Genomic DNA, 22,082 nt, shown 5'->3' with positions numbered 1-22,082 from the left:
TCCTGATCAGTACGCGGAGGCGTTATCGACTTTGAAGTTGTACAGCTGACGGGCCGAGCCGTAGCGTTTGAAGTCCGCCGCCTGGTGGGCGAAACCGGCGCGGTCGAGCAGTTCCTGCAACTCTTGCAGGTGCTCGCTGCGCATCTCTTTTTCGACGCAGTCCGAGCCCAGGGACTCCACCGTGCCTTTGACGTAGATGTGAGTTTCGTAGAGCGAATCGCCCAGCGCATCGCCGGCGTCGCCGCACACCACCAGGCGCCCGGCCTGGCCCATGAAGCAGCTCATATGGCCGATGCTGCCGCCGACGACGATGTCGATGCCCTTCATGGAAATCCCGCAACGCGCGCCCGCGTCGCCCTCGATCACCAGCAGACCGCCATGGGCCGTGGCCCCGGCAGCCTGGGACGCGCTGCCTTTGACGCGCACCGAGCCGGACATCATGTTCTCGGCGCAGCCCACGCCGACATTGCCGTGCACGGTGATCGAGGCCTGCTGGTTCATGCCTGCGCAGTAGTAGCCGGCGTGGCCCTCGATATCGATGGACACGGCCTGGTTCACGCCCACCGCGAGGTTGTGCTTGCCGTTGGAATGGGTCACGCGCCATTCATTTTCGAGCACCGGCGCGTGCAGCGCCTGGTTGAGGTCACGCACGGTGGCAGTGGAAAGATCGATGGTTTTCATGTGTGCGCTCCTTAAGCTGACTGGCGTTCCCAGATGTACAACGTGGCCGGTGCCGGCTCCCAGATCCGCGCGTTCTCGATGCCCGGCAGGCTCGACAGCGCCTGGTACTCAGAGGCCATGGCGACGTAGTCGTCGGTCTCGGCGAGGATCGCCGGCTTGCACGCAATCGGGTCGCGGATCACCGCAAAGCCGTTGCGCGTGCCGATGGCGAAGGTGAAGAAACCGTCGAGGTCTTCCAGGGAATGGTCCAGCGCCTCTTTGAGCGAGTCGCCCTGTTGCAGGCGCCAGGTCAGGTAGCCGGCGGCGACTTCGGTGTCGTTGTCGGTTTCGAAGTGGATGCCTTCGCGCTTGAGTTCCTGGCGCAGGCGGAAGTGGTTGGACAGCGAGCCGTTGTGCACCAGGCACAGGTCGGCACCGGTGGAAAACGGGTGGCTGCCTTCCATGGTCACCGCGCTTTCCGTGGCCATGCGGGTGTGGCCGATGATGTGGCTGCCCTGCATGTTTGCCAGGCCGAAGCGCTGGGAAATTTCCTGGGGCAGGCCCATGCCCTTGAGGATCTCGATGCTCTGCCCGGCACTCATGATGCGCACGCTCGGCGCCAGTTCGGCCAGGGCCAGGCGCACCGGGGCTTCGTCGGTGTGGATCTTCAATACGGCGGCGCTGGCGTTCTGGAACCAATCCAGGGAACAGCCGAGGCGCCCTTCCAGCTCGCCCATCAAGCCTTTCCAATCGAAGGCTTCGGTGGTGGCTTGCAGGGTCAGTTTGACCCAGCCATCGGCGACTTCATCGCCGTAGATAGCGAAACCGGCGCTGTCCGGGCCACGGTCGGTCATGGCTTGCAGCATGGGTTCAAACAGCTTGCCGAGCTGGGGCTCCAGCTGCGGATTCTTCAGGTACAGGCCTACGATTCCACACATAAGAACAGTCCTCACTTTGTTCGCAGTGGCAAGCTGCAAGTTTCAAGCTGCAAGCAAGCCGGGTAGACAAATGACTTGGAGCGTTTCCTACAACCGCTTTGACTTGCAGCTTGAAGCTTGCAACTCACAGCTGCCGCCCCTTGCCTCAGAAAAATTCGGTATAGCGCGCGACCTCCCAATCACTCACATGGCGGCTGTACTCCACCCACTCCATGCGCTTGAGCTTGATGAACTCACCCACGATCTGCGCGCCGAGCACTTCGGCGAACAGCGCGTCGGCTTCCAGCGCGTCGCAGGCTTCCTTGAGGGATTGCGGCAGGGTCTTGATGCCGCGCTCGGCGATCTGTTCGAGGCTCAGGCTGTAGAGGTTTTCGTTGCAGACGTGGTCGATTTCCAGCTGGCGGTCGATACCGTCCAGGCCCGCGGCGATGATCGCAGCGCTGACCAGGTAAGGATTGCAGCCGGCATCCGGCAGGCGGAACTCCAGGCGGCCATACGGCACGCGCACCATGGCCGAGCGGTTGTTGGCGCCAAACGCAATAAAGGCCGGGGCCCAGGTGGCGCCGGACAACGAGTTGCCGACCACCAGGCGCTTGTACGAGTTGACCGTGGGCGCCGCGAACGCACACAGCGCCGGACCATGGGCGAGCAAGCCGGCGGCGAAGTGATAGGCGAGTTTCGACAGGCCCATGCCGCTCGGGTCGCTGGCGTCATGAAACAGGTTTTTGTTTTCGGCGCTGCTGATCGACAGGTGAAAATGCATGCCGTTGCCGGCGCGTTTCGGGTCGGGCTTGGGCATGAAGGAACAGATCATGCCCAGGTCATTGGCGATCTCGCCGGCGGCCATGCGGAAGAAGGTGAAACGGTCGGCGGAGGTCAGGGCGTCGCTGTAGGTGTAATTGATCTCGAACTGGCCGTTGGCGTCCTCGTGGTCGATTTGGTAGACCTCGAAATCCACCGCCTGCAAGGCTTCGGTCAGGCATTCGAGGAACACCCGCGAACGCGACAGGCCCTTGTAGTCGTAGCAAGGCTTGTCGAGGTTGTCGCTGGGGTCCACTAGTTGCAACTTGCCCTGCTCGTCGCGGCGCATCAGGTTGAACTCGGGCTCCAGGCCAGTGTTCAGCGTCCAGCCCTTGTCCTGCAGGCGCTGCACTTGTTGCTGCAACACGTAGCGGCTGTCGTAGGGATGAGGCTTGCCGTCGACATGCCCGACGCACACCACGCGCCCATAACCTGGCTGCCAGGGTACCGGGATCAAGGTCGACAGATCGCCGCGCGCCATAAAGTCCGGACCGTGGGGCTCCATGCCCATGCCGCTGATGGCAAACCCGGCAAACCCCGCGCCCTCTTCGGCCACCGTCTTGAGCCCGCAGATGGGCACCGACTTGGTCTTGGCCGCACCGTGTATATCCACAAACTGCGCAAGCACGTACTTGATCCCGTGCTTGTCGATGATGCGCTGGGTTTCTGCTGGCAACATTGCGTGTCACTCCTCGCGAAAGGCAAAACCGTGTGGGTGGGCCTAGGCTGTCTTTTTATTCCTAAAAAGAAAGTTAGTTTCCCTACAGGAATGCAATACCCTTGCCAGATTCGTGATCGACACATCGAAGTGGGTGGAGCCGCGCTTTTGTGCTGTATATATGGGAAAATTCTTTTCCCCGCAGGAATATGTACAGCGGGGTGACCTTCCAAGCGCCAAACCTTGCACTTTCCCAGTGCGAAAATAATATTACTGAACGGAAACCGTGCAGGAGCCGATGATCATGTCCACCGAAACCGCCCCGCGCCTCAAGCTCGAGCAATACCTGGGGCTGCAGATCAAACGCCAGCGCCAGGCCCAGGACTTGAAGCTGTCCGACGTGGCGAAGATTGCCGATATCAGCCAGGGCATGTTGAGCAAGATCGAGAACGCCCAGGTCTCCACCAGCCTCGATACCTTGAGCCGTCTGTGCGATGTGCTCGGGCTGCCGTTATCGAAGTTGTTCAGCGAATACGACCAGCAGGATGGCAGCGCCTTGCTGGTCAAGGCCGACCAAGGCATGGAAGTGGTGCGCCGGGGGACCGAGAAAGGGCATACCTATCACCTGCTCAACCACACGCGCGGGCCAAAGAAGAGCTTCGAGGCGTACATGGTCAGCATGGATGACGCCAGTGAGGAGTTCCCGACCTTTGCCCATCCAGGGACCGAGTTTCTGCATTTGCTGGAGGGGGAGTTGATTTATCGGCATGGCAACCAGCTGTATCGGATGGAAGCTGGTGACAGCCTGACATTTGAGGGCGAGATTCCCCATGGGCCGGAGGAGTTGGTGCGGGTGCCGATTCGGTTGTTGTCGATCATGAACTACGGTAACGACAAGGAATAATCCGAACTCGCGATACACCTGAAGCACAGAGATTCAACTGTGGGAGGGGCTTGCTCCCGATAAGGGAGTGTCAGTGAATGCATTTGTCATTGACCCACCCTTATCGGGAGCAAGCCCCCTCCCACATGTTTGACTGCATTCGATGCCGTTCTGCCGGCTAAAAATTTCCCCTCAGTTAAAAATCTTTCCCAAAACCCCTAGACGCCCCGCCACCATTCCCCTATAAAGCCACTTCAGGAATATTTTATTCCCCACAAGAAAACGCGCTCAAGGAATGAGCCTGCTGTCCTCAGATATTTTTTCGCTATGCGATGAGCTGCCGCCATCATCCCGAGGACGTGTCATGCAACACGAAAAAAACCATTTCATCATCAAGGTGACGTGCCCCGCCGTGTCCGGCATCGTCGCTGCCGTTACCACTTACCTGGCGGACAAGGCGTGCTACATCGGGGAAATGGCGCAGTTCGACGATGACTTCAGCGGGCGCTTTTTCATGCGTGCCGTGTTCCGCTTCAACGATGGGCACACAGGGGACCTGCAAGAGATCAGAGACGGTTTCGCCGATGTCGCCCAGGCCTTCGACATGCAGTGGGAGCTGTACGACACCCGCGAGCCGATGCGCGTGATGCTGATGGTGAGCAAGTTCGACCACTGCCTCACCGACCTGCTCTACCGCTACCACAAGGGCGAGATGGACATGACCATCACCGCCATCGTCTCCAACCACCTGGACCTGCGGCCGATGGCCGAGCGCGAGGGCATTCGTTTTATCTACCTGCCGGTGTCCAAGGACAACAAGGCCGCGCAGGAAGCCGAGTTGATGAAGATCGTCGACGACACCCGCACCGAGCTGGTGGTGTTGGCGCGCTACATGCAGATCCTCTCCGACGACCTGTGCCGGCAACTGTCGGGACGGGCGATCAATATCCACCATTCATTCCTGCCGGGTTTCAAGGGTGCCAAGCCCTATCACCAGGCTTATCAACGCGGCGTGAAGTTGATCGGTGCCACCGCGCACTATGTGACCAGCGACCTGGATGAGGGCCCGATCATCGAGCAGGAAGTGCAGCGCGTCGACCACGTGTACAAACCTGACGACCTGGTCGCCATCGGTCGCGACACCGAAACCGTGGCCCTGTCCAAGGCGGTCAAGTACCACCTGGAGCACCGAGTCTTCCTCAATCAGGACAGAACGGTGGTGTTCCGGTGAGCGCGCATAAACTGATCGACGGCAAAGCCGCCGCCGCACGGGTGCTGCTGCAAGTGCGCGAGGACGTGGCGCGCCTGCATGGACAGGCTATTCAACCGGCGCTGGCGGTGATTTTGGTGGGCAGCGACCCGGCCAGCCAGGTCTATGTGCGCAACAAGATCCTGCGCGCCGAAGAGGTCGGCATCCGCTCCGTGGAGCATCGCCTGCCCAGCGATACCAGCACCGAACAATTGTTGATCCTGATCGGCCAATTGAATGCCGACCCGGCAATCCACGGCATCCTCCTGCAATTGCCGTTGCCGGCGCAGATGGACGAACTGCGCGCCCTGGAGGCCATCGCGCCGGACAAGGACGTCGACGGGTTTCACAGCCAGAACGTCGGCGGCCTCAGCCAGGGCCGCGCAGTGCTCACGCCATGCACCCCGAGCGGTTGCTTGTATCTGTTGGAGCAAACCTGCGGCGACCTGCGTGGCAAACACGCGGTGGTGATCGGCCGTTCGAACATCGTCGGCAAGCCCATGGCCGCGCTGCTGCTCAAGGCCGATTGCTCGGTGACCGTGCTGCATTCGCGCAGCCACGACGCCCAGGCCCTGTGTCGCCAGGCCGATATCGTGATCGCCGCCGTGGGCCGCGCCCGCTTGATTGACGCGAGCTGGTTGAAGCCCGGCGCCGTAGTGATCGATGTCGGCATCAACCGCATCGACGACGACGGCCGCAGCCGCCTGGTGGGTGATGTCGACTTCGACAGCGCCCTGCCCCATGTCGCCGCCATCACCCCGGTGCCCGGCGGTGTCGGGCCGATGACCATTGCCTTCCTGATGAAAAACACCGTGGCCGCCGCCCTGGCGCAACACCACGCCCTACGCAGCCAATCGGAGGCCGTATGCCATTCAATCTATTGAAATACGGGCTGAGTTCGGAGTACCCGGTGGAGGTAGACCTGCCACCGCCCAAGGCACTCAAGTCGAGTTACGACGTGGTGATCATCGGTGCCGGTGGTCACGGCCTGGCGACCGCCTACTACTTGGCCAAGTACCACGGCATCACCAATATCGCCGTGCTGGAAAAGGCCTACCTGGGCGGCGGCAATACCGCGCGCAATACGGCGGTGATCCGCTCCAACTACCTCACCAGCGAAGGCGTTCGTTTCTACGCCGAGTCGGTGAAGATGTTCCAGTCGCTCTCCAACGAATTCGATTTCAACATCATGTACTCCGAGCGCGGCCAACTGACCCTCGCCCACACCGACGCCACCGTGCGTTCGTTCCGCCAGCGTGCCGAGGTCAACAAGCACTTCGGCGGGCGTACCGAGATGATCGACCGCCAGCAGATCCGCGAGCTGGTGCCCAGCCTCAACCTCGACCCCGGCCACTTGCCGGTGCTCGCCGGGCTCTGGCATATCGACGGCGCCACCGCGCGTCACGATGCCGTGGCCTGGGGTTACGCCAAGCAGGCGGCCAAGCGCGGCGTGGAAATCCATCAGCTCACCGAAGTACAGGACCTGATCATCGAAAACGGCGCCATCACTGCGGTGAAAACCAATCGCGGCACCATTAAGTGCGGCTGCGCGGTGCAGGCGATTGCCGGGCACAGCTCGCTGCTGATGGCCAAGGCCGGTATCCGCTCGCCGATCCAGACCTTCCCGTTGCAGGCGATGGTCACCCAGCCGTTCAAGCCGTTCCTCGACCCATTGGTAAGTTCCTCGGCCCTGCACTGCTACGTGCAGCAAACCAGCCGTGGCGAAGTGGTGTTCGGTGGCGGCTCTGATCCTTACCCGCTGTTCAATACGCGCTCGACCCTGGACCTCAAGGAAAGCCTGTTGGCCCATGCCATCGAGATGTTCCCGTTCCTGGCCAACGCCAAGTTGATGCGCCAGTGGGCCGGGATCACCGATATGACCCCCGACTACAGCCCGATCATGGGCCTGTCGCCGGTAAAGAATTACTACCTCGACGCCGGCTGGGGCACCTGGGGTTTCAAGGCCACGCCGATCTGCGGCAAGACCATGGCCGAGCTGGTCGCCAGCGGCGGCAAGGTGCCGGACTTGATCAAGCCCTTCGGCCTCGAACGTTTCTCGACCTTCCAGCAAGTCAACGAAATGGGCGCCACAGCGGCCAGCCACTGACGGAGAGCAGACGATGAAAATCATGATTTGCCCGCTCAACGGGCCGCGCAATATCAGCGAGTTCACCTACGGCGGTGAATTCAAACCGATGCCCGACCCGGTGACGTGCAGCGATGCCGAATGGGCCGACTACGTGTTCAACACCGACAACCTCGCCGGCGTGGTGCGCGAATGGTGGATGCACACGCCGTCCAGCTACTGGTTCCTCGCCGAGCGCCACACGGTCACCGACGAGATCGTGCGCACCTTCGATCCGCGCGAAGTGTTCACCACCCGCGTCGACTTCACCACCGCCAAGGAGATCGCCGGATGAACCGCCTCCCCGCCCCCATGGGCTTGCTGATCCAGCGTGACCAGCCACTCGATTTCAGCTTCGACGGCCTGCCCTACCAAGGTTTGCAGGGCGACAGCATCGCCAGCGCGCTGCTCGCCAACGGGCGCTTCCTGATGTCGCGTTCGTTCAAATACCACCGCCCACGCGGCCCATTGACCATGGCCGGCCAGGACGCCAACAGCCTGGTGCAACTGCCCCGCGAACCCAACGTATTGGCCGACGCCCACGCGCTGTCCGCCGGCCTGGCGGTGACTGCGCAAAACGTCAACGGCTCGCTGGACAACGACAAGGACGCCTACCTGGGCAAGTTCTCCAAGTTCATGCCGGTGGGTTTCTACTACCGTTCGTTCTACAAGCCCAAGGGCATGTGGAAAGTCTGGGAGCCGATCATCCGCAAAAAGGCCGGCCTGGGCGTGCTCGACCTGACCTTCCAACCCGAGTACTACGACAAGGCCTACCTGTTCACCGACCTCGCCGTGATCGGTGCCGGCCCCGCCGGCTTGCAGGCCGCGCTGACCGCCGCGAATGCCGGGGCCAAGGTGCTGTTGATCGAGCAGCAACCGATCCTCGGCGGGTCGCTGACCTACGCGCGCTTCGACATTGCCGGCACCCGCGCCGACACCTTGCGCCGCGAGTTGCTCGGCGCGGTGCAGCAACACGCGAATATCCAGGTGCTCACCGACGCCACCTGCAATGCCTGGTTCACCGACAACTACCTGCCGGTGATCCAGGGCAAGCGCCTGTACAAAGTACGTGCGCAACAGTGCCTGGTGTGCAGCGGTTCGTTCGACCAACCGGTGGTCTTCCGCAACAACGACCTGCCGGGGGTGATGCTCACCAGCGCCGCGCAACGCCTGATGAAGCTGTATGCGGTCAAGCCCGGCAAGCGCGCGGTGGTGCTTACCGGCAACGATGACGGCTACCTCGCCGCCCTCGACCTGCATGACCAGGGCGTGGACGTCGCCGCCGTGATCGACCTGCGTCACGCCCCGGCGGACAAAGCCCTGCAGGCTGCCCTGGCCCAGCGCAAGATCCCGTGCCTGAGCAACAGCACCGTGTTCGAGGCCCTGCATGAAAAAGGCCTGCGCCATGTGAAGGGCGTCGATGTGCGCCAGATCACCGGCCAGGGCCAGGTCAGCGCCAGTGGGCAAGTGATTGACTGCGACCTGCTGTGCATGTCGGCCGGTTATATGCCGGTCTATCAGCTGCTGTGCCAGGCCGGTGGCAAGCTGGCCTATGACGATCAGCGCGCGGAGTTCAGCCTCAGTGGCCTGCCGCGCAACCTGGGCGTGGCCGGTTCCGTACACGGTCGGCATCACCTGGACAACGTGCTGGCAGATGCGACCAACGCTGCCGCCGAGAGCCTGCTCGCCCTCGGTTTGAACAGCGCCAGCTTGCCTGCAGCGCTGCGCAGCGAAGCCCAGGTCAACTTTAGCTGGCCGATCTTCCCGCACCCCAAGGGCAAGGATTTCGTCGACTTCGACGAAGACCTGCAGGTGGCCGACATCGTCAACGCCACCCGCATCGGCTACCGCGATGTGCAGTTGGTCAAACGCTACTCCACGGTCGGCATGGGCCCGTCCCAGGGGCGTCACTCGGCGCTGCCGACCGCACGGCTGGTGGCCTGGGCGACCCAGCGCAATATCAGTGAAACCGGGGTCACCACCGCACGCCCGCCGTTCGTGGCGGAGAAGCTCGCGCATGTCGCCGGGCGTGCCTTCGACCCTTACCGCCAAACGCCGATGCACGCGCGTCATGTGCAAGCCGGAGCGAAGATGATGCCCGCCGGTATCTGGCAGCGCCCGGCCTATTACGGCAAGGCCGACGACCGCGAAGCGTGCATGCAGGCCGAAGCGCTGCACGTGCGCAACAAGGTCGGGTTGATCGATGTGTCCACACTCGGCGGCCTCGACGTGCGCGGCCCGGACGCCGCCGAATTACTCAACCGCCTGTACACCTTCGCGTTCCTCAAGCAGCCGGTGGGCCGTTCGCGTTATGCGCTGATGACCAACGAACACGGCGTGGTGATCGACGATGGCGTGTGCGCGCGGTTGGCCGACAACCACTTCTACGTCACTGCCACCACCAGCGGCGTCGACCGCATCTACCAGCAGATGCTCAAGTGGAACGCACAGTGGCGCCTGGACGTGGACGTGACCAACGTCACCGCCGCGATCTGTGCGGTCAACGTCGCCGGGCCGGATTCGCGCAAGGTGCTGGAGCAGGTGTGCAACGACCTCGACCTCAGTGCCGAAGGCTTCCCCTACCTGGGCGTGCGCCAGGGCACGGTGGCCGGGATCAAGGCGCGCCTGCTGCGGGTCGGGTTCGTCGGTGAACTGGGCTATGAAATCCACGTACCGGCACGCCACGGCCTGGCGTTGTGGGACGCGTTGATGACGGCTGGCAAGGCCTTTGACATTCGCCCCTTCGGCGTCGAAACCCAACGCCTGCTGCGCCTGGAAAAAGGCCACGTGATCATCAGCCAGGACACCGACGGCATGACCCACCCGGCAGAAATCGACATGGGCTGGGCGGTCAGCCGCAACAAGCCGTTCTTCGTCGGCCGCCGCTCGGTGGACATCCTCGAAGCCCAGCCGCTGAAACGCAAACTGGTGGGTTTCAGCCTGCCCAAGGGCAGTGTGCAACCGCTGGAAGGCCACTTGGTGCTCAACGGCGCGGACATCAGCGGCAACGTCACCTCCTGCGAATACTCCACCAGCCTGGGCCGCATCATCGGCCTGGCCTACGCGGGGATCGACCAGAGCACACCGGGGCAGCGCATTCCAATTCGCGTCGAGGGCGGCATCGTCGTCCAGGCCGAGGTGGTGCAACTGCCGTTCTTCGACCCCACTAACCAACGCCAGGAGGGTTAAGCCATGACCAGTCTGAAAGCCCGAGAATTGTTCACGCCACCCTGCCAGCTGCAGGACCAGACCGACCTGCCCCGGGTCGGCTTTCGCGGCGCACAAAGCGCCGAGTACCTTACCGCGCGCGGCTTTACGTTGCCGGGCACGCCCAACCAAGCCAGCGCGCAAGCGGACGGCAGCTGGGTGGCGCGCCTGTCGCAGAACGAATACCTGGTGCTGGGCAGCCCGCAGGATCAGGGGCAACGCATTGCCGATGAAGAAGCGCGCTGGGAACTGGACCACCGCGCCAACTACCTGCTGCCGCGCCAGGACAGCCATGCCTGTGTGCGGCTCAGCGGTGGCGTGATTGCACAGGTGATGGCCAAGCTGTGTGGGGTGGATCTGAGTTTCCCGGCCTTCAAGCCGGGGATGGTGGCGCAGACGTCGGTGGCGCGGGTCAATGCGCTTGTCATCCACACAGGGAGTGTGGAGCTGCCGGCGTTTCATATCCTCTGGGATCGCGCCTCGAAGGAATACTTCGAGGGCGCGTTGCGGGATGCGTTGGAGGAGTTCGGCGGAGTGGCTCAGTCGGTGTAGCCCAACCGCGCCGCCCTGACCTTTTGGGTGTGTTGACGTGTCGCCAGGCAGTAATACAACGGGCACGTCACCACCAGTCCCACCAGCCACGACAAGTCCGCGCCTTCCACCAGGTTGGCCCACGGCCCCACATACAGCGACGTATTGGCAAACGGCAGTTGCACGATGATGCCGATGAAGTACGCCACGATCGCATGCAGGTTGAAACGCCCGTACACCCCGCCGTCCGCCTGGAAGATCGAGGCAATGTCATAGACCCCGCGCTTGATGATGTAGAAGTCGATCAGGTTGATCGACGCCCACGGTACCAGCACCAGCAACAGCGCGAGGATCAGGCCGATAAATTGCGAGATGAAGTCCGCCGACGCGCCCAAGGCGACTAGGCAGCAACCGGTGAGGATCACGCCCGACAGCAGCACACGCACCTTGATGCTCGGGGTCCAGTGGCTGGCGAAGGTCTGGACCGAGGTGATGATCGACAGCACCGCGCCGTACAGATTCAGGGCGTTGTGGCTGATGATATTGAGCAGGAACAGCACCATCAGGATCGGCCCCAGCCAGCCGGTGGCTTGCTTGACCGCGACCATCGCTTCGGTGCCTTCGGGCGTGGCCAGTGCGGCAACCAGGCCAAAGGCGAAGGACAGGATGGTGCCAAGGGTGGCGCCCAGGTAGGTCGCAATGAACGGTCGGGTGATGCCGATATCCGCCGGCAGATAACGCGAGTAGTCGCTGGTGTAGGGCGAAAAGCTGATCTGCCAGATCACGCCGAGCGACACGGTGGCCAACCAGCCAGCCGCGTTGAAGCCGCCACGGGTAAGGAAGTCCGCGGGCAGGTCATGGGCGAAGATGTAGATAAAACCGGCCAGCAATGCGCTGCCCATCACCCAGGTGCCGATGCGGTTGAGGGTATGGATAAAGCGGTAGCCGATCACGCCAATGGCGGTGGCGCTGAGGGCGCCGATCAGGATGCTCGCGGGCACTGGCACCGACGGCACAATGCCGACGATGGACTTGCCGGCCAGGACGATATTGGAGATGAAAAAGCCGATGTAGATCAGTGCGGCGAAGAACACGATCAGCAGCGCGCCGTAACGGCCGAACTGGCCACGGCTTTGCACCATCTGCGGGATGCCCATGCGCGGGCCCTGGGCCGATGCGAGGGCAATCACGATGCCGCCGAGCAGATGCCCGAGGGCAATCGCCAGCAGCCCCCACGCCAGATTGAGATGGAACACCTGGGCCACCATGGCGCCGGTGACGATCGGCAGCGGCGCGATGTTGGTGCTGAACCATAAGGTGAACAGGTCGCGGGCCTTTCCATGGCGCTCTGCGAGGGGGACGTAATCGACCGTGTGATGCTCGATCAGGGGGTCTTGCCGGGACATCTGGGGCATGGAAATGAACTCGCGTTTGTCTGATCTTATAGTTGTTTGACGCCAAACCGGGGGAGCTCTCTGGCCGCCCCTCAGATGAACACCATATTATGGTATTCCAACATTTCCACAAGACTGATCCGCTGGTTTTACCTGCAACTGATCCGGTTCCTTGTCGTATTGATTCCTTGATTTTTCAACCTAACACCCCGTATTCATTGAATATTTCGCCACAAAAGACGTTTATCAGGGATTTAAAAAAGCGCTTGCAAGCTTTGTATTACGGTATACCATCATACCTACAACCCGATAAAAACCGTTTCACCGCCAGAGGACCGTCACATGATCGATGCCACCATCTACAAACAAGTGATGGGTTCGTTTCCTTCCGGGGTCACCGTGATTACCACGCTCGATGACGACGGGCAGATCGTCGGCCTCACCGCCAGCGCGTTCAGCTCGCTGTCCATGGACCCGGCCCTGGTGCTGTTCTGCCCCAATTACAGCTCCGACTCCTATCCCATTCTGATCAAGAACAGGCACTTTGCCATCCACGTCTTGTCGGGCGGACAGCAAAATGAAGCCTACGCCTTCGCGCGCAAGGGCAAAGACAAGGCCCAAGGCATCGAATGGACGCTCAGCGCACTGGGCAACCCGATCCTGGCGAATGCCACTGCAGTGATCGAGTGTGAGCTGTGGCGCGAATATGAAGGCGGCGACCACGCGATTATGGTCGGCTCGGTAAAGAACCTGATCGTGCCAGAGCAGGCCAATGGTCCACTGGTGTATTGCCACGGCAAAATGGGTACCCTGCCCGTGCCTGCCTGACCCTCCCTGCAAACCCGGTATTTGCGGAAAATAACAACAGATTAGAGGTAAGCGTCATGAAGTTTTCCCTGTTCGTACACATGGAGCGTTGGGACGAAAGTGTCAGCCACCGCCAGTTGTTCGAAGACTTGACCGAACTGACCCTGATGGCCGAGGCCGGCGGTTTCAGCACCGTATGGATTGGCGAACACCACGCCATGGAATACACCATCTCGCCGAGCCCGATGCCGCTGCTGGCTTACCTCGCGGCCAAGACCACCGCCATTCACCTGGGCGCCGGGACCATCATCGCGCCGTTCTGGCACCCGCTGCGGGTGGCGGGCGAATGCGCCTTGCTCGACGTGATCAGCAACGGGCGCATGGAAGTCGGCCTGGCCCGTGGTGCTTACCAGGTCGAATTCGACCGCATGGCCGGCGGCATGCCCGCTTCCAGCGGCGGCCAGGCGCTGCGTGAGATGGTGCCGGTGGTGCGTGCGTTGTGGAAAGGCGACTACGCCCACGACGGCGACATCTGGAAATTCCCCACCTCCACCAGCGTGCCCAAGCCGATCCAGCAGCCCAACCCGCCGATGTGGATCGCCGCCCGCGACCCGGACTCGCACAACTTCGCAGTAGCCAACGGCTGCAACGTGATGGTCACGCCGCTGATGAAGGGCGACGAAGAAGTCCTCGACCTGAAAAACAAATTCCAGGCCGCCCTCGACAACAATCCCGGCGTACCGCGCCCGCAACTGATGGTGCTGCGCCACACCCACGTGCATGCCGCCGATGATCCGGACGGCTGGAAAGTCGGGGCCAAGGCGATCTCGAAGTTCTATCGCACCTTCGATGCCTGGTTCGGCAATAAAGAGGTGCCGGTGAATGGTTTCCTGGCGCCGAGCCCGGAAGAAAAATTCGCTGCCCGCCCAGAGTTCGAGCTGGAAAGCCTGCACAAGACCGCGATGATCGGCACCGCCGAAGAAATCATCCCGCGCATCCGCTACTACCAGGAACTGGGCGTGGATGAGTTCAGCTTCTGGTGCGACAACAGCCTGCCCCATGCCGAGAAGAAGAAGTCGCTGGCGCTGTTTATCGAGCAGGTGGTGCCGGCGTTTCGTTGACTGTCTGCAGGCATCGCATCACACAGGTGCGACGCCTGCACGCCCGCTCCTCAACTGAACAGTTCGACACCCAGTTGGAACGCGACCCACAGCGCCAGCCCCGTGGCGAAGAGCAGCGCAATGTTCTCGAACAGGTTATTGCGGTACTCCTTGTTCAGTAGCGACTTCTGGTTGGACATGATTAGCAAGCCGAGGGAAATCACCGGCAAGCCAATGATGTTCAACGCGCTGACGCCGATGGTCAGCGTGACAAAGTCCGGCATGCCCGGCAGCGACCAGATCAGCGGGGTCACCAGGATGAACAACATGAACCACTTGTGCATCGGGTCATGGTGAAACTCTTTGCCGTAACGCTCCCGGCGCCCAGGCCGTACGTGCTGGAAGGCGTCGGTGATGAGCATCGGAAACGCCGTGGTTTTACCGGAGATGCTCGCAAACAGCGTGGCGAACACACCGATAAAGAAGATGTACCAACCGATCGGGCCGAAGAAGATTTCGAGCGCCTTGCCCAGGTCGCCCAAGGTCTTCACTTCAATGCCGTTGGGCCGCAGGATCTCGGCGCCCACAATCCAGATCGCCAGGTTGATCACAATGCCGACGAACACGGCAAATAGCAGGTCGTTACGTTGGATGCGCTTGTGCTGTGGGCCGATCCAGCCCTTCTGGCGCATGACATAGGGGTGCACGAAGTTGGCAATCGAGCCCGCCACCGCACCGATCACCGAGACCGCCACCAGCAGTGCCCCATGTACGCCCTCATCCGGCGGAATGCTGAAACCGATGGTCCCTTTGACAATGCCCGCCATATCCGGCCCGGACATCACCGCCAAGGCAATGAATGCCAGGGTCATGATCGCCAGCAGGCCTTTCATCACGCCTTCGATCATCGAATAGATATTGCGCCCGACCAGCAGCCACACGGCCAGCACCACCGCTACCGAACACAGCAGCGCATAGTCGGTCTTGAACAGCATGGCCAAGGCTTCACCCGCGCCCTTGATCATGTAGGCATTCATCAAATGCCCCATCAGCAGCGCGTACACCAGCAGGAACCAGGCAAAAAACGGGTTCAATTGGGCATAACCCTGAAGGATCGTCATGCCTTGGTTATTGCACAGCTGAAACCGCGCAATGATGTTGACGATCAGGTACCTGAGCAGCAGGGACACTGCCAGCACCCACATCATGGCGTAACCGTAGTTGGCACCGGCAACGGAGGAGGTAATCAGATCGCCTGCACCCAGCCAGGACAGCACCGCAATGACGCCAGGGCCGAGCAATTTGAGAAGTCGTACAACATGGCCGGGCGCATTGGCCATAGCCTTGCCTTCGACAGAAGGAAAACCGGTCATAGGGGGAGTCTCCGTTATTTTTTTTGTGAGAGCGCGGGTAGTCGAACACAACTGATGAGACGTCGTACAACTATCACAGTGAGTTAAGTATTAATAAATGTTTCGTACGGACCCAGGCATGCGCCATTCGCAACAGGCCAACACCTGTCGCAACAATGTACTAACTGGTTACTTATCTTGCTAAAATCGCGTCTTTGCCCTCTCACCTTCGAGTCCTGTCGATATGAAACGAGCATCGAGCGCCCTTGGCGCCTCTAGATTCCTCCTGTTGGGCCTGGGCGTGATCATCGCCCTGCTCGGCCTCGCGCTGGCCATCGGCGGCGTCAAACTGATCAGCCTCGGCGGCTCCTGGTACTTCGTGATCGGCGGCGCAGCCATGGCGGTTTCCGGCCTGTTGATTGCCCGACGTAACACCGCAGGTGCATGGTTGTTCGCGGCGTTCCTGATCGGCACGGCCATCTGGGCGGTGGCGGATGTGGGCCTGGTGTTCTGGCCGCTGTTCTCGCGGCTGTTCATGTTCGCGGTCATCGGCCTGGTGGTGGCGCTGGTGTATCCGTTGCTGGCGGGCCGACCTGCGCGCGGTGCCTATGGCGTTGCCTCCGTGTTGGCGGTGGGCGTGGCGGCTGCGGCGGGCAATATGTTTGTCGCCCACCCCAGTGTCGCCCCAACCGGTGCAGGCCCTGGTATCACCCCGGTAGCCCCGGCCGATGCTCAGAAAGACTGGGCCCACTACGGCAACACCGAAGGTGGCAGCCGCTTCGCCGCGCTGGACCAGATCAATCGCGACAACATTAACCAGCTCAAAGTGGCGTGGACCTACCACACCGGTGACGTGGCTCTCAGCGACGGCAATGGCGCCGAAGACCAGCTCACGCCCCTGCAGATCGGCAACAAGGTGTTTATCTGCACGCCGCACAACAACCTGATCGCCCTCGACGCCGACACCGGCAAAGAGCTGTGGAAGAACGAAGTCAACGCCAAGTCGGCGGTGTGGCAGCGTTGCCGGGGCATGGCGTATTTCGACGCCACCGCGCCGATTGCCCAGCCGACCCAGCCCAACAGCTCGCCGATCATTGCCGCCAGCGTTCCAGCCGGTGCGCAATGCCAGCGCCGCTTGCTGACCAACACCATCGATGCGCGCCTGATCGCCGTGGATGCCGACACCGGCAAATTCTGCGAAGACTTCGGCACCCACGGCCAGGTGGACCTGAAAGCTGGCCTGGGCAATGTGCCGGACAGCTACTACCAGCTGTCGTCCGCGCCGTTGATCGCCGGCACCACCGTGTTGGTCGGTGGCCGCGTGGCCGACAACGTCCAGACCGATATGCCCGGCGGCGTGATCCGTGGTTTTGACGTGGTCACCGGGCAAATGCGCTGGGCCTTCGATCCAGGTAACCCGGAGGACAAACACGCCCCGGCAGACGGCAGCACCTATGTGCGCAGCACCCCCAACAGCTGGGCGCCGATGTCCTATGACCCGCTGATGAACACGGTCTTCCTGCCGATGGGCAGCTCGTCCACCGACATCTACGGCGTGGAACGCACCCAGCTCAACCACAAATACGGTGCTTCGGTATTGGCGCTGGATGCCTCCACCGGGGCTGAAAAGTGGGTGTACCAGACCGTCCACAATGACCTGTGGGACTTCGACCTGCCGATGCAGCCGAGCCTGATCGACTTCACCCCACCGGGCAGCGACAAGGCGGTACCGGCGGTGGTGATTGGCACCAAGGCCGGGCAAATCTATGTACTCGACCGCGCCACCGGCCAGCCACTCACCGACGTCAAGGAAGTCCCGGTAAAGGCCGCCAACATCCCCAACGAACCCTACTCGCCAACCCAGCCGAAATCCGTGGGCATGCCGCAGATTGGCGCGCAAACCCTGACCGAATCGGACATGTGGGGTGCCACGCCGTACGACCAGTTGCTGTGCCGCATCGACTTCAAGGGCATGCGCTACGACGGCCTGTACACCGCGCCGGGCACCGATAAATCCCTGAGTTTCCCAGGCTCCCTGGGCGGCATGAACTGGGGCAGTATTTCCACCGACCCGGTGCACGGCTTTATCTTTGTCAACGACATGCGCCTGGGCCTGTGGATCCAGATGGTGCCGTCGCAGAACAAGGCCCAGACTTCGTCCGGTGGCGAAGCGCTGAACACTGGCATGGGCGCGGTACCGCTCAAGGGCACGCCGTATGCGGTGAACAAAAACCGCTTCCTGTCGGTGGCCGGCATTCCGTGCCAGGCGCCGCCATTCGGCACCCTCACCGCCATCGACATGAAGACCCAGAAAGTCGCGTGGCAAGTGCCGGTGGGCACCGTTGAAGACACCGGCCCGCTGGGCATCCGCATGCACCTGCCGATCAAGATCGGTCTGCCGACCCTCGGCGGCACGCTGTCGACCCAGGGCGGCCTGATCTTTATCGCCGGCACCCAGGACTTCTACCTGCGCGCCTTCAACAGCGGCAACGGTGATGAAATCTGGAAGGCCCGCCTGCCCGTCGGCAGCCAAGGCGGCCCGATGACCTACGTGTCGCCGAAAACCGGCAAGCAGTACATCGTGGTCACCGCCGGCGGTGCGCGCCAGTCCACCGACCGTGGCGACTACGTGATCGCCTACGCCCTGCCATAACCCCTCTGTCCGCGCGGTGCCCTTGCACCGCGCGCTCCGGCATCGGCAACAAGCCCCTTCTACATCGCCTGCATTTCAATAGGTGAGCGGTATCGTTAGTGGCATTTGGTCATGGTTTGTAAAGGGCCAGCAAGTCGGGTCGCTATTAATTGCAGGACGTTTCCTAGACAATCCCTGCCGCCTTGTGCCTGTTGGAATCGCTGGCTAGTCTGCGGTCCGTCACTGCCAAATCAGTGATCGGGTTTAGTCGCCTGATCTTCCAACGCGTGCATGGTCCTTCATGAGTTTTATGGTGGCTGTGCGCAGGGCACCTTCGGGTGCGCCGGTATTTTCGCGTTGGAGCCGGTCGACTAACCTGCGTACAGCCGCCACCCTCGTTTAGTCGCGAAAGGTGTCGGCCCCTCATCCAACGCGAAGGTACACCATGAATAAAGTCATACCCGATCCACCCTTTGATCCCGCCAAAGACCGCGCCGCCTTCAACCGCGCCATCGACCACTACCTGCCCACTCAAGGCCTCCACTCGGTCAACGAAGACCTGAGTTTCGAAGATACCCTGCTTTACACCGCCAGCTTGCTCGACAGCGCTTCCGCCACGGCGCTGGATTGCGGTGACCTGCTACCAACCCCCGAACGGGCGAAGATTCTGGCCGTGTGGCATTTGCTGGAAATTGCAAAGACCACCGTGGATCGCTCCATCGAATGCCTGAAACCCGCAAAAGCAACTGCCTGAACGCGTTAAAAATGTGGGAGGGGGCAACTCGAAGCGTCGCACCGCCCCTCCCACATTGGGTCCAGCAGTGTATGTAAGGCCTTACTCAGGCACGGGCAACTCAAACTCCGCACCCTGCTGGTACTCCCGCGGCGTACAACCAAACTCGCGACGAAACACCGTATGCAGGTACTGCGCCGACTTGAAGCCGCACTTGGCGGCAATATCGGCAATCGCCAGTTCGTGGCTTTCCAGGCCCTTGGCGGCGGCGGCGAGTTTGAAACGCAGGATCTCGTCATGCACGCTGCAGCCGCGCACCTTGCGAAAGTGCGCTTCCAGGGATGAGCGCGACACGCCGACATAGGCGGCCACCTGCGCGGTCTTGATGCCCTGGCAGGCGTACTGGCGGATAAACAGCAGCGCCTGCATCACGTACGGATTACCCAAGGGTTGATGCAAGCTGGAGGCCTGCACATTGATCGCCTCCGGCGGCACCAGGACCTGCGTGCCCACGCACGGTTTGCCGTGCAGCATCTGGTGCAGCAAGGCGGCGGCCGTGCGCCCCATGGTTTCCGTGCCCTGGATCACCGAACTCAGCGGCACCCGCGTGAGGGTGCGGGTCAGGGGGTCATTGTCGATGCCGATCAATGCGACTTGCTCCGGCACGGCGATGCCGGCGGTGAGGCAGGCTTGCAGCAGTTGTCGGGCGCGGGCGTCGGTGACGGCGATGATGCCGATGGGCTTGGGCAGGCTGTGCAGCCAGGCAATCTGCTGTTCCACCGCGCTGTCCCACAACGGCGCGCTGGTGCCCAGGCCGCGATACACCTCGACGTGCAGACCATCGCGTTGCAGCAGGCGGCGAAAGGCTTTTTCACGCTCCTGGGCCCAGCGATTGGCCTGGGCCTCGGGCAGGCTGAAACAGGCAAATCGGGTCAGCCCGGCCTCGATCAGGTGCTCGTACGCCAGCTTCATCAACTCATGGTTGTCGGTGGCCACGTAGGGAATGCCCTTGGGATAAGCGCGCGCGTCTTCATACGAGCCACCCACCGCCACCACCGGCAACTTGCTGTCGGCCAACGCTTCGCCGATCAGCGGGTCGTCGAAGTCGGCAATGATGCCGTCGCCCTGCCAGCGCTCGATACCGCGCAGGCGACAGAGAAAATCCTCCTCGAGGAACAAATCCCAGGACGCGCGCGTGCTGCTCAGGTAATTGCCGATGCCGGCGATGATGCCGCGGTCGTAGATTTTGCTGCCGTTAAACAACAGGGCGATGCGGTGGACGGGCGGTAGGGTTTTCATTGTTTTTGTCCTGGGGCCAGTCGCAACAGACTAGCCCTCGCCAGTCAAAATCGCACTACACCTTGGTGATTTTCATAATCAGTGGGCCAGGTGCCGTTGCTAGTATCCAGGCACCGCCAAGAACAATAAGGAAAACGCCATGCCGTACTTCCCCGGTGTCGAGAAGGTTCGCTTCGAAGGCCCCAGCAGCGATGCCCCCCTCGCCTTTCGCCATTACGATGCCAACAAGTTGATCCTCGGCAAACCGATGCGCGAGCACCTGCGCATGGCCGCCTGTTATTGGCACACCTTCGTGTGGCCCGGTGCCGATATGTTTGGCATGGGCACCTTCAAGCGCCCGTGGCAGCGCAGTGGCGAGCCGATGGAAGTGGCCATCGGCAAGGCGGAGGCCGCGTTTGAGTTTTTCTCCAAGCTGGGCATCGACTACTACAGTTTTCACGACACCGACGTGGCGCCGGAAGGCAGTTCGATCAAGGAGTACCGCAACCACTTTGCGCAGATGGTCGACCACCTGGAGCGTCATCAGGAACAGACCGGCATCAAGTTGCTGTGGGGCACCGCCAACTGCTTCAGCAACCCGCGTTTTGCCGCCGGTGCCGCCAGTAACCCGGACCCGGAGGTGTTCGCCTATGCCGCCGCCCAGGTGTTCAGCGCGATGAACGCCACGCTGCGGCTCAAGGGCGCCAACTATGTGCTGTGGGGCGGCCGTGAAGGTTATGAAACCCTGCTCAACACCGACCTCAAGCGCGAGCGCGAACAGCTCGGGCGCTTTATGCGCATGGTGGTGGAACACAAGCACAAGATCGGCTTCAAGGGCGACCTGCTGATCGAGCCCAAGCCCCAGGAGCCGACCAAGCACCAGTACGACTACGACAGCGCCACGGTGTTCGGCTTTTTGCATGAGTACGGCCTGGAACACGAGATCAAGGTGAACATCGAGGCCAACCACGCCACCCTGGCCGGGCACAGCTTCCACCATGAGATTGCCACGGCCGTGTCCCTGGGCATCTTCGGCAGCATCGACGCCAACCGTGGCGACCCGCAGAACGGCTGGGACACCGACCAATTCCCCAACAGCGTCGAGGAGATGACCCTCGCCACCTATGAAATCCTCAAGGCCGGTGGCTTCAAGAATGGCGGCTACAATTTCGACTCCAAGGTCCGCCGCCAGAGCCTGGACGAAGTCGACCTGTTCCACGGGCATGTCGCCGCCATGGATGTACTCGCCCTGGCGCTCGAACGTGCGGCGGCCATGGTGCAGAACGACCAGTTGCAGCAGTTCAAGGACCAGCGCTATGCCGGCTGGCAGCAGCCGCTGGGCCAGGCCGTGCTGGCCGGTGAGTTCAGCCTGGAGTCGCTGGCCGAACATGCGTTTGCCCACGAACTGAACCCGCAGGCCGTGAGTGGTCGCCAGGAGATGCTGGAGGGGGTAGTCAACCGGTTTATTTATCGGTGACAGTGTGGCGAGCAGGCTTGTTGTGATGAGTGGGCTTGTTGTGGCGAGCGGGCTTGTTGTGGCGAGCGGGCTTGCCCCGCGCTGGGGCGCGAAGCGGCCCCATTACAGGCGATGTGTTTTTAGCTGACACACCGAGGTGCCTGGGTTTGGGGCCGCTTCGCAGCCCAACGCCGGGCAAGCCCGCTCGCCACAACAAGCCCGCTCGCCACAACAGCCCGGTTAGCCACAACACCCGGCTAGCCACAATTACAGTGTTC

General features: G+C 61.8%; 18 protein-coding genes. 12 read left to right on the top strand and 6 right to left on the bottom strand.

Features of this window, described 5'->3' with window-relative positions:
* Positions 1-6: 6 nt before the first annotated feature.
* The 3 genes from FIV39_RS08560 to glnT all read right to left on the bottom strand — a co-directional run bounded on the left by FIV39_RS08560 (position 7) and on the right by glnT (position 3,078).
* On the bottom strand, positions 7-681 hold the full coding sequence (locus FIV39_RS08560; RefSeq protein ID WP_090402540.1) for a GltB/FmdC/FwdC-like GXGXG domain-containing protein: 675 nt from the start codon (positions 679-681) through the stop codon (positions 7-9).
* Between the two features lie 11 nt (positions 682-692).
* On the bottom strand, positions 693-1,598 hold the full coding sequence (locus tag FIV39_RS08555) for a class II glutamine amidotransferase (RefSeq protein ID WP_090402538.1): 906 nt from the start codon (positions 1,596-1,598) through the stop codon (positions 693-695).
* Between the two features lie 145 nt (positions 1,599-1,743).
* Complete coding sequence (gene glnT / locus FIV39_RS08550) at positions 1,744-3,078, bottom strand: type III glutamate--ammonia ligase (RefSeq protein ID WP_090402536.1); 1,335 nt, start codon at positions 3,076-3,078, stop codon at positions 1,744-1,746.
* A gap of 283 nt (positions 3,079-3,361) precedes the next feature.
* Here glnT and FIV39_RS08545 point away from each other — a divergent pair, with 283 nt between their 5' ends.
* From FIV39_RS08545 to FIV39_RS08515, 7 genes are all read left to right on the top strand, one after another.
* The gene (locus FIV39_RS08545; RefSeq protein WP_027603577.1) at positions 3,362-3,961 is read left to right on the top strand and encodes a helix-turn-helix domain-containing protein; all 600 of its coding nucleotides are present in this window, start codon (positions 3,362-3,364) and stop codon (positions 3,959-3,961) included.
* A gap of 343 nt (positions 3,962-4,304) precedes the next feature.
* Complete coding sequence (purU, locus tag FIV39_RS08540) at positions 4,305-5,171, top strand: formyltetrahydrofolate deformylase (protein ID WP_090402534.1); 867 nt, start codon at positions 4,305-4,307, stop codon at positions 5,169-5,171.
* Positions 5,168-6,073, top strand: a complete 906-nt coding sequence (gene folD, locus FIV39_RS08535; protein ID WP_090402532.1) for a bifunctional methylenetetrahydrofolate dehydrogenase/methenyltetrahydrofolate cyclohydrolase FolD — start codon at positions 5,168-5,170, stop codon at positions 6,071-6,073. The genes purU and folD overlap by 4 nt, the downstream gene beginning before the upstream one ends.
* Entirely contained in the window at positions 6,055-7,296 is a 1,242-nt protein-coding gene (locus FIV39_RS08530) for an FAD-dependent oxidoreductase (RefSeq protein WP_090402530.1), read from the top strand. The genes folD and FIV39_RS08530 overlap by 19 nt, the downstream gene beginning before the upstream one ends.
* 13 nt (positions 7,297-7,309) lie before the next feature.
* Positions 7,310-7,609, top strand: a complete 300-nt coding sequence (locus FIV39_RS08525) for a sarcosine oxidase subunit delta (RefSeq protein ID WP_065939715.1) — start codon at positions 7,310-7,312, stop codon at positions 7,607-7,609.
* Positions 7,606-10,503 (top strand): 2Fe-2S iron-sulfur cluster-binding protein, encoded by a 2,898-nt coding sequence (locus FIV39_RS08520; protein WP_090402528.1) that lies wholly within the window; start codon positions 7,606-7,608, stop codon positions 10,501-10,503. Before FIV39_RS08525 ends, FIV39_RS08520 begins: the two co-directional genes overlap by 4 nt.
* 3 nt (positions 10,504-10,506) lie before the next feature.
* The gene (locus tag FIV39_RS08515) at positions 10,507-11,073 is read left to right on the top strand and encodes a sarcosine oxidase subunit gamma (RefSeq protein WP_143513858.1); all 567 of its coding nucleotides are present in this window, start codon (positions 10,507-10,509) and stop codon (positions 11,071-11,073) included.
* On the opposite strand, the gene FIV39_RS08510 is transcribed toward FIV39_RS08515, so the two are convergent.
* Positions 11,061-12,467, bottom strand: coding sequence for a purine-cytosine permease family protein (locus tag FIV39_RS08510; protein ID WP_090402526.1), 1,407 nt, complete (start codon positions 12,465-12,467; stop codon positions 11,061-11,063). The genes FIV39_RS08515 and FIV39_RS08510 overlap by 13 nt on opposite strands.
* 321 nt (positions 12,468-12,788) lie before the next feature.
* On the opposite strand from FIV39_RS08510, the gene FIV39_RS08505 reads away from it, so the two are divergent.
* Together FIV39_RS08505 and FIV39_RS08500 are read left to right on the top strand one after the other, a co-directional pair.
* Positions 12,789-13,274, top strand: coding sequence for a flavin reductase family protein (locus tag FIV39_RS08505; RefSeq protein ID WP_065925516.1), 486 nt, complete (start codon positions 12,789-12,791; stop codon positions 13,272-13,274).
* Between the two features lie 56 nt (positions 13,275-13,330).
* Positions 13,331-14,374: an LLM class flavin-dependent oxidoreductase gene (locus FIV39_RS08500; protein ID WP_090402524.1), complete on the top strand. Its 1,044-nt coding sequence runs from the start codon at positions 13,331-13,333 to the stop codon at positions 14,372-14,374.
* A gap of 50 nt (positions 14,375-14,424) precedes the next feature.
* Here the strand turns inward: FIV39_RS08500 and FIV39_RS08495 are convergent, their stop codons facing one another.
* Positions 14,425-15,726: an Nramp family divalent metal transporter gene (locus FIV39_RS08495; RefSeq protein ID WP_090402522.1), complete on the bottom strand. Its 1,302-nt coding sequence runs from the start codon at positions 15,724-15,726 to the stop codon at positions 14,425-14,427.
* 223 nt (positions 15,727-15,949) lie between these two features.
* On the opposite strand from FIV39_RS08495, the gene FIV39_RS08490 reads away from it, so the two are divergent.
* A complete protein-coding gene (locus tag FIV39_RS08490; RefSeq protein ID WP_090402520.1) occupies positions 15,950-18,358 on the top strand; it encodes a glucose/quinate/shikimate family membrane-bound PQQ-dependent dehydrogenase in 2,409 nt (802 codons plus the stop codon).
* Positions 18,359-18,782: 424 nt separating this feature from the next.
* A complete protein-coding gene (locus FIV39_RS08485) occupies positions 18,783-19,091 on the top strand; it encodes a DUF6124 family protein (RefSeq protein WP_090402518.1) in 309 nt (102 codons plus the stop codon).
* A gap of 81 nt (positions 19,092-19,172) precedes the next feature.
* On the opposite strand, the gene FIV39_RS08480 is transcribed toward FIV39_RS08485, so the two are convergent.
* Entirely contained in the window at positions 19,173-20,369 is a 1,197-nt protein-coding gene (locus FIV39_RS08480) for a XylR family transcriptional regulator (protein WP_090402516.1), read from the bottom strand.
* A gap of 139 nt (positions 20,370-20,508) precedes the next feature.
* Between FIV39_RS08480 and xylA the strand changes: the two genes are divergently transcribed.
* On the top strand, positions 20,509-21,825 hold the full coding sequence (xylA, locus tag FIV39_RS08475) for a xylose isomerase (RefSeq protein ID WP_090402514.1): 1,317 nt from the start codon (positions 20,509-20,511) through the stop codon (positions 21,823-21,825).
* The last annotated feature ends 257 nt before the right edge of the window (positions 21,826-22,082 follow it).

The sequence above is a fragment of the Pseudomonas grimontii genome (assembly GCF_007858185.1).
GTDB lineage: Bacteria > Pseudomonadota > Gammaproteobacteria > Pseudomonadales > Pseudomonadaceae > Aquipseudomonas > Aquipseudomonas grimontii.
The sequence above is the reverse complement of the archived record's forward strand: the minus strand, read 5'-3'. Positions and strand labels throughout refer to the sequence as shown.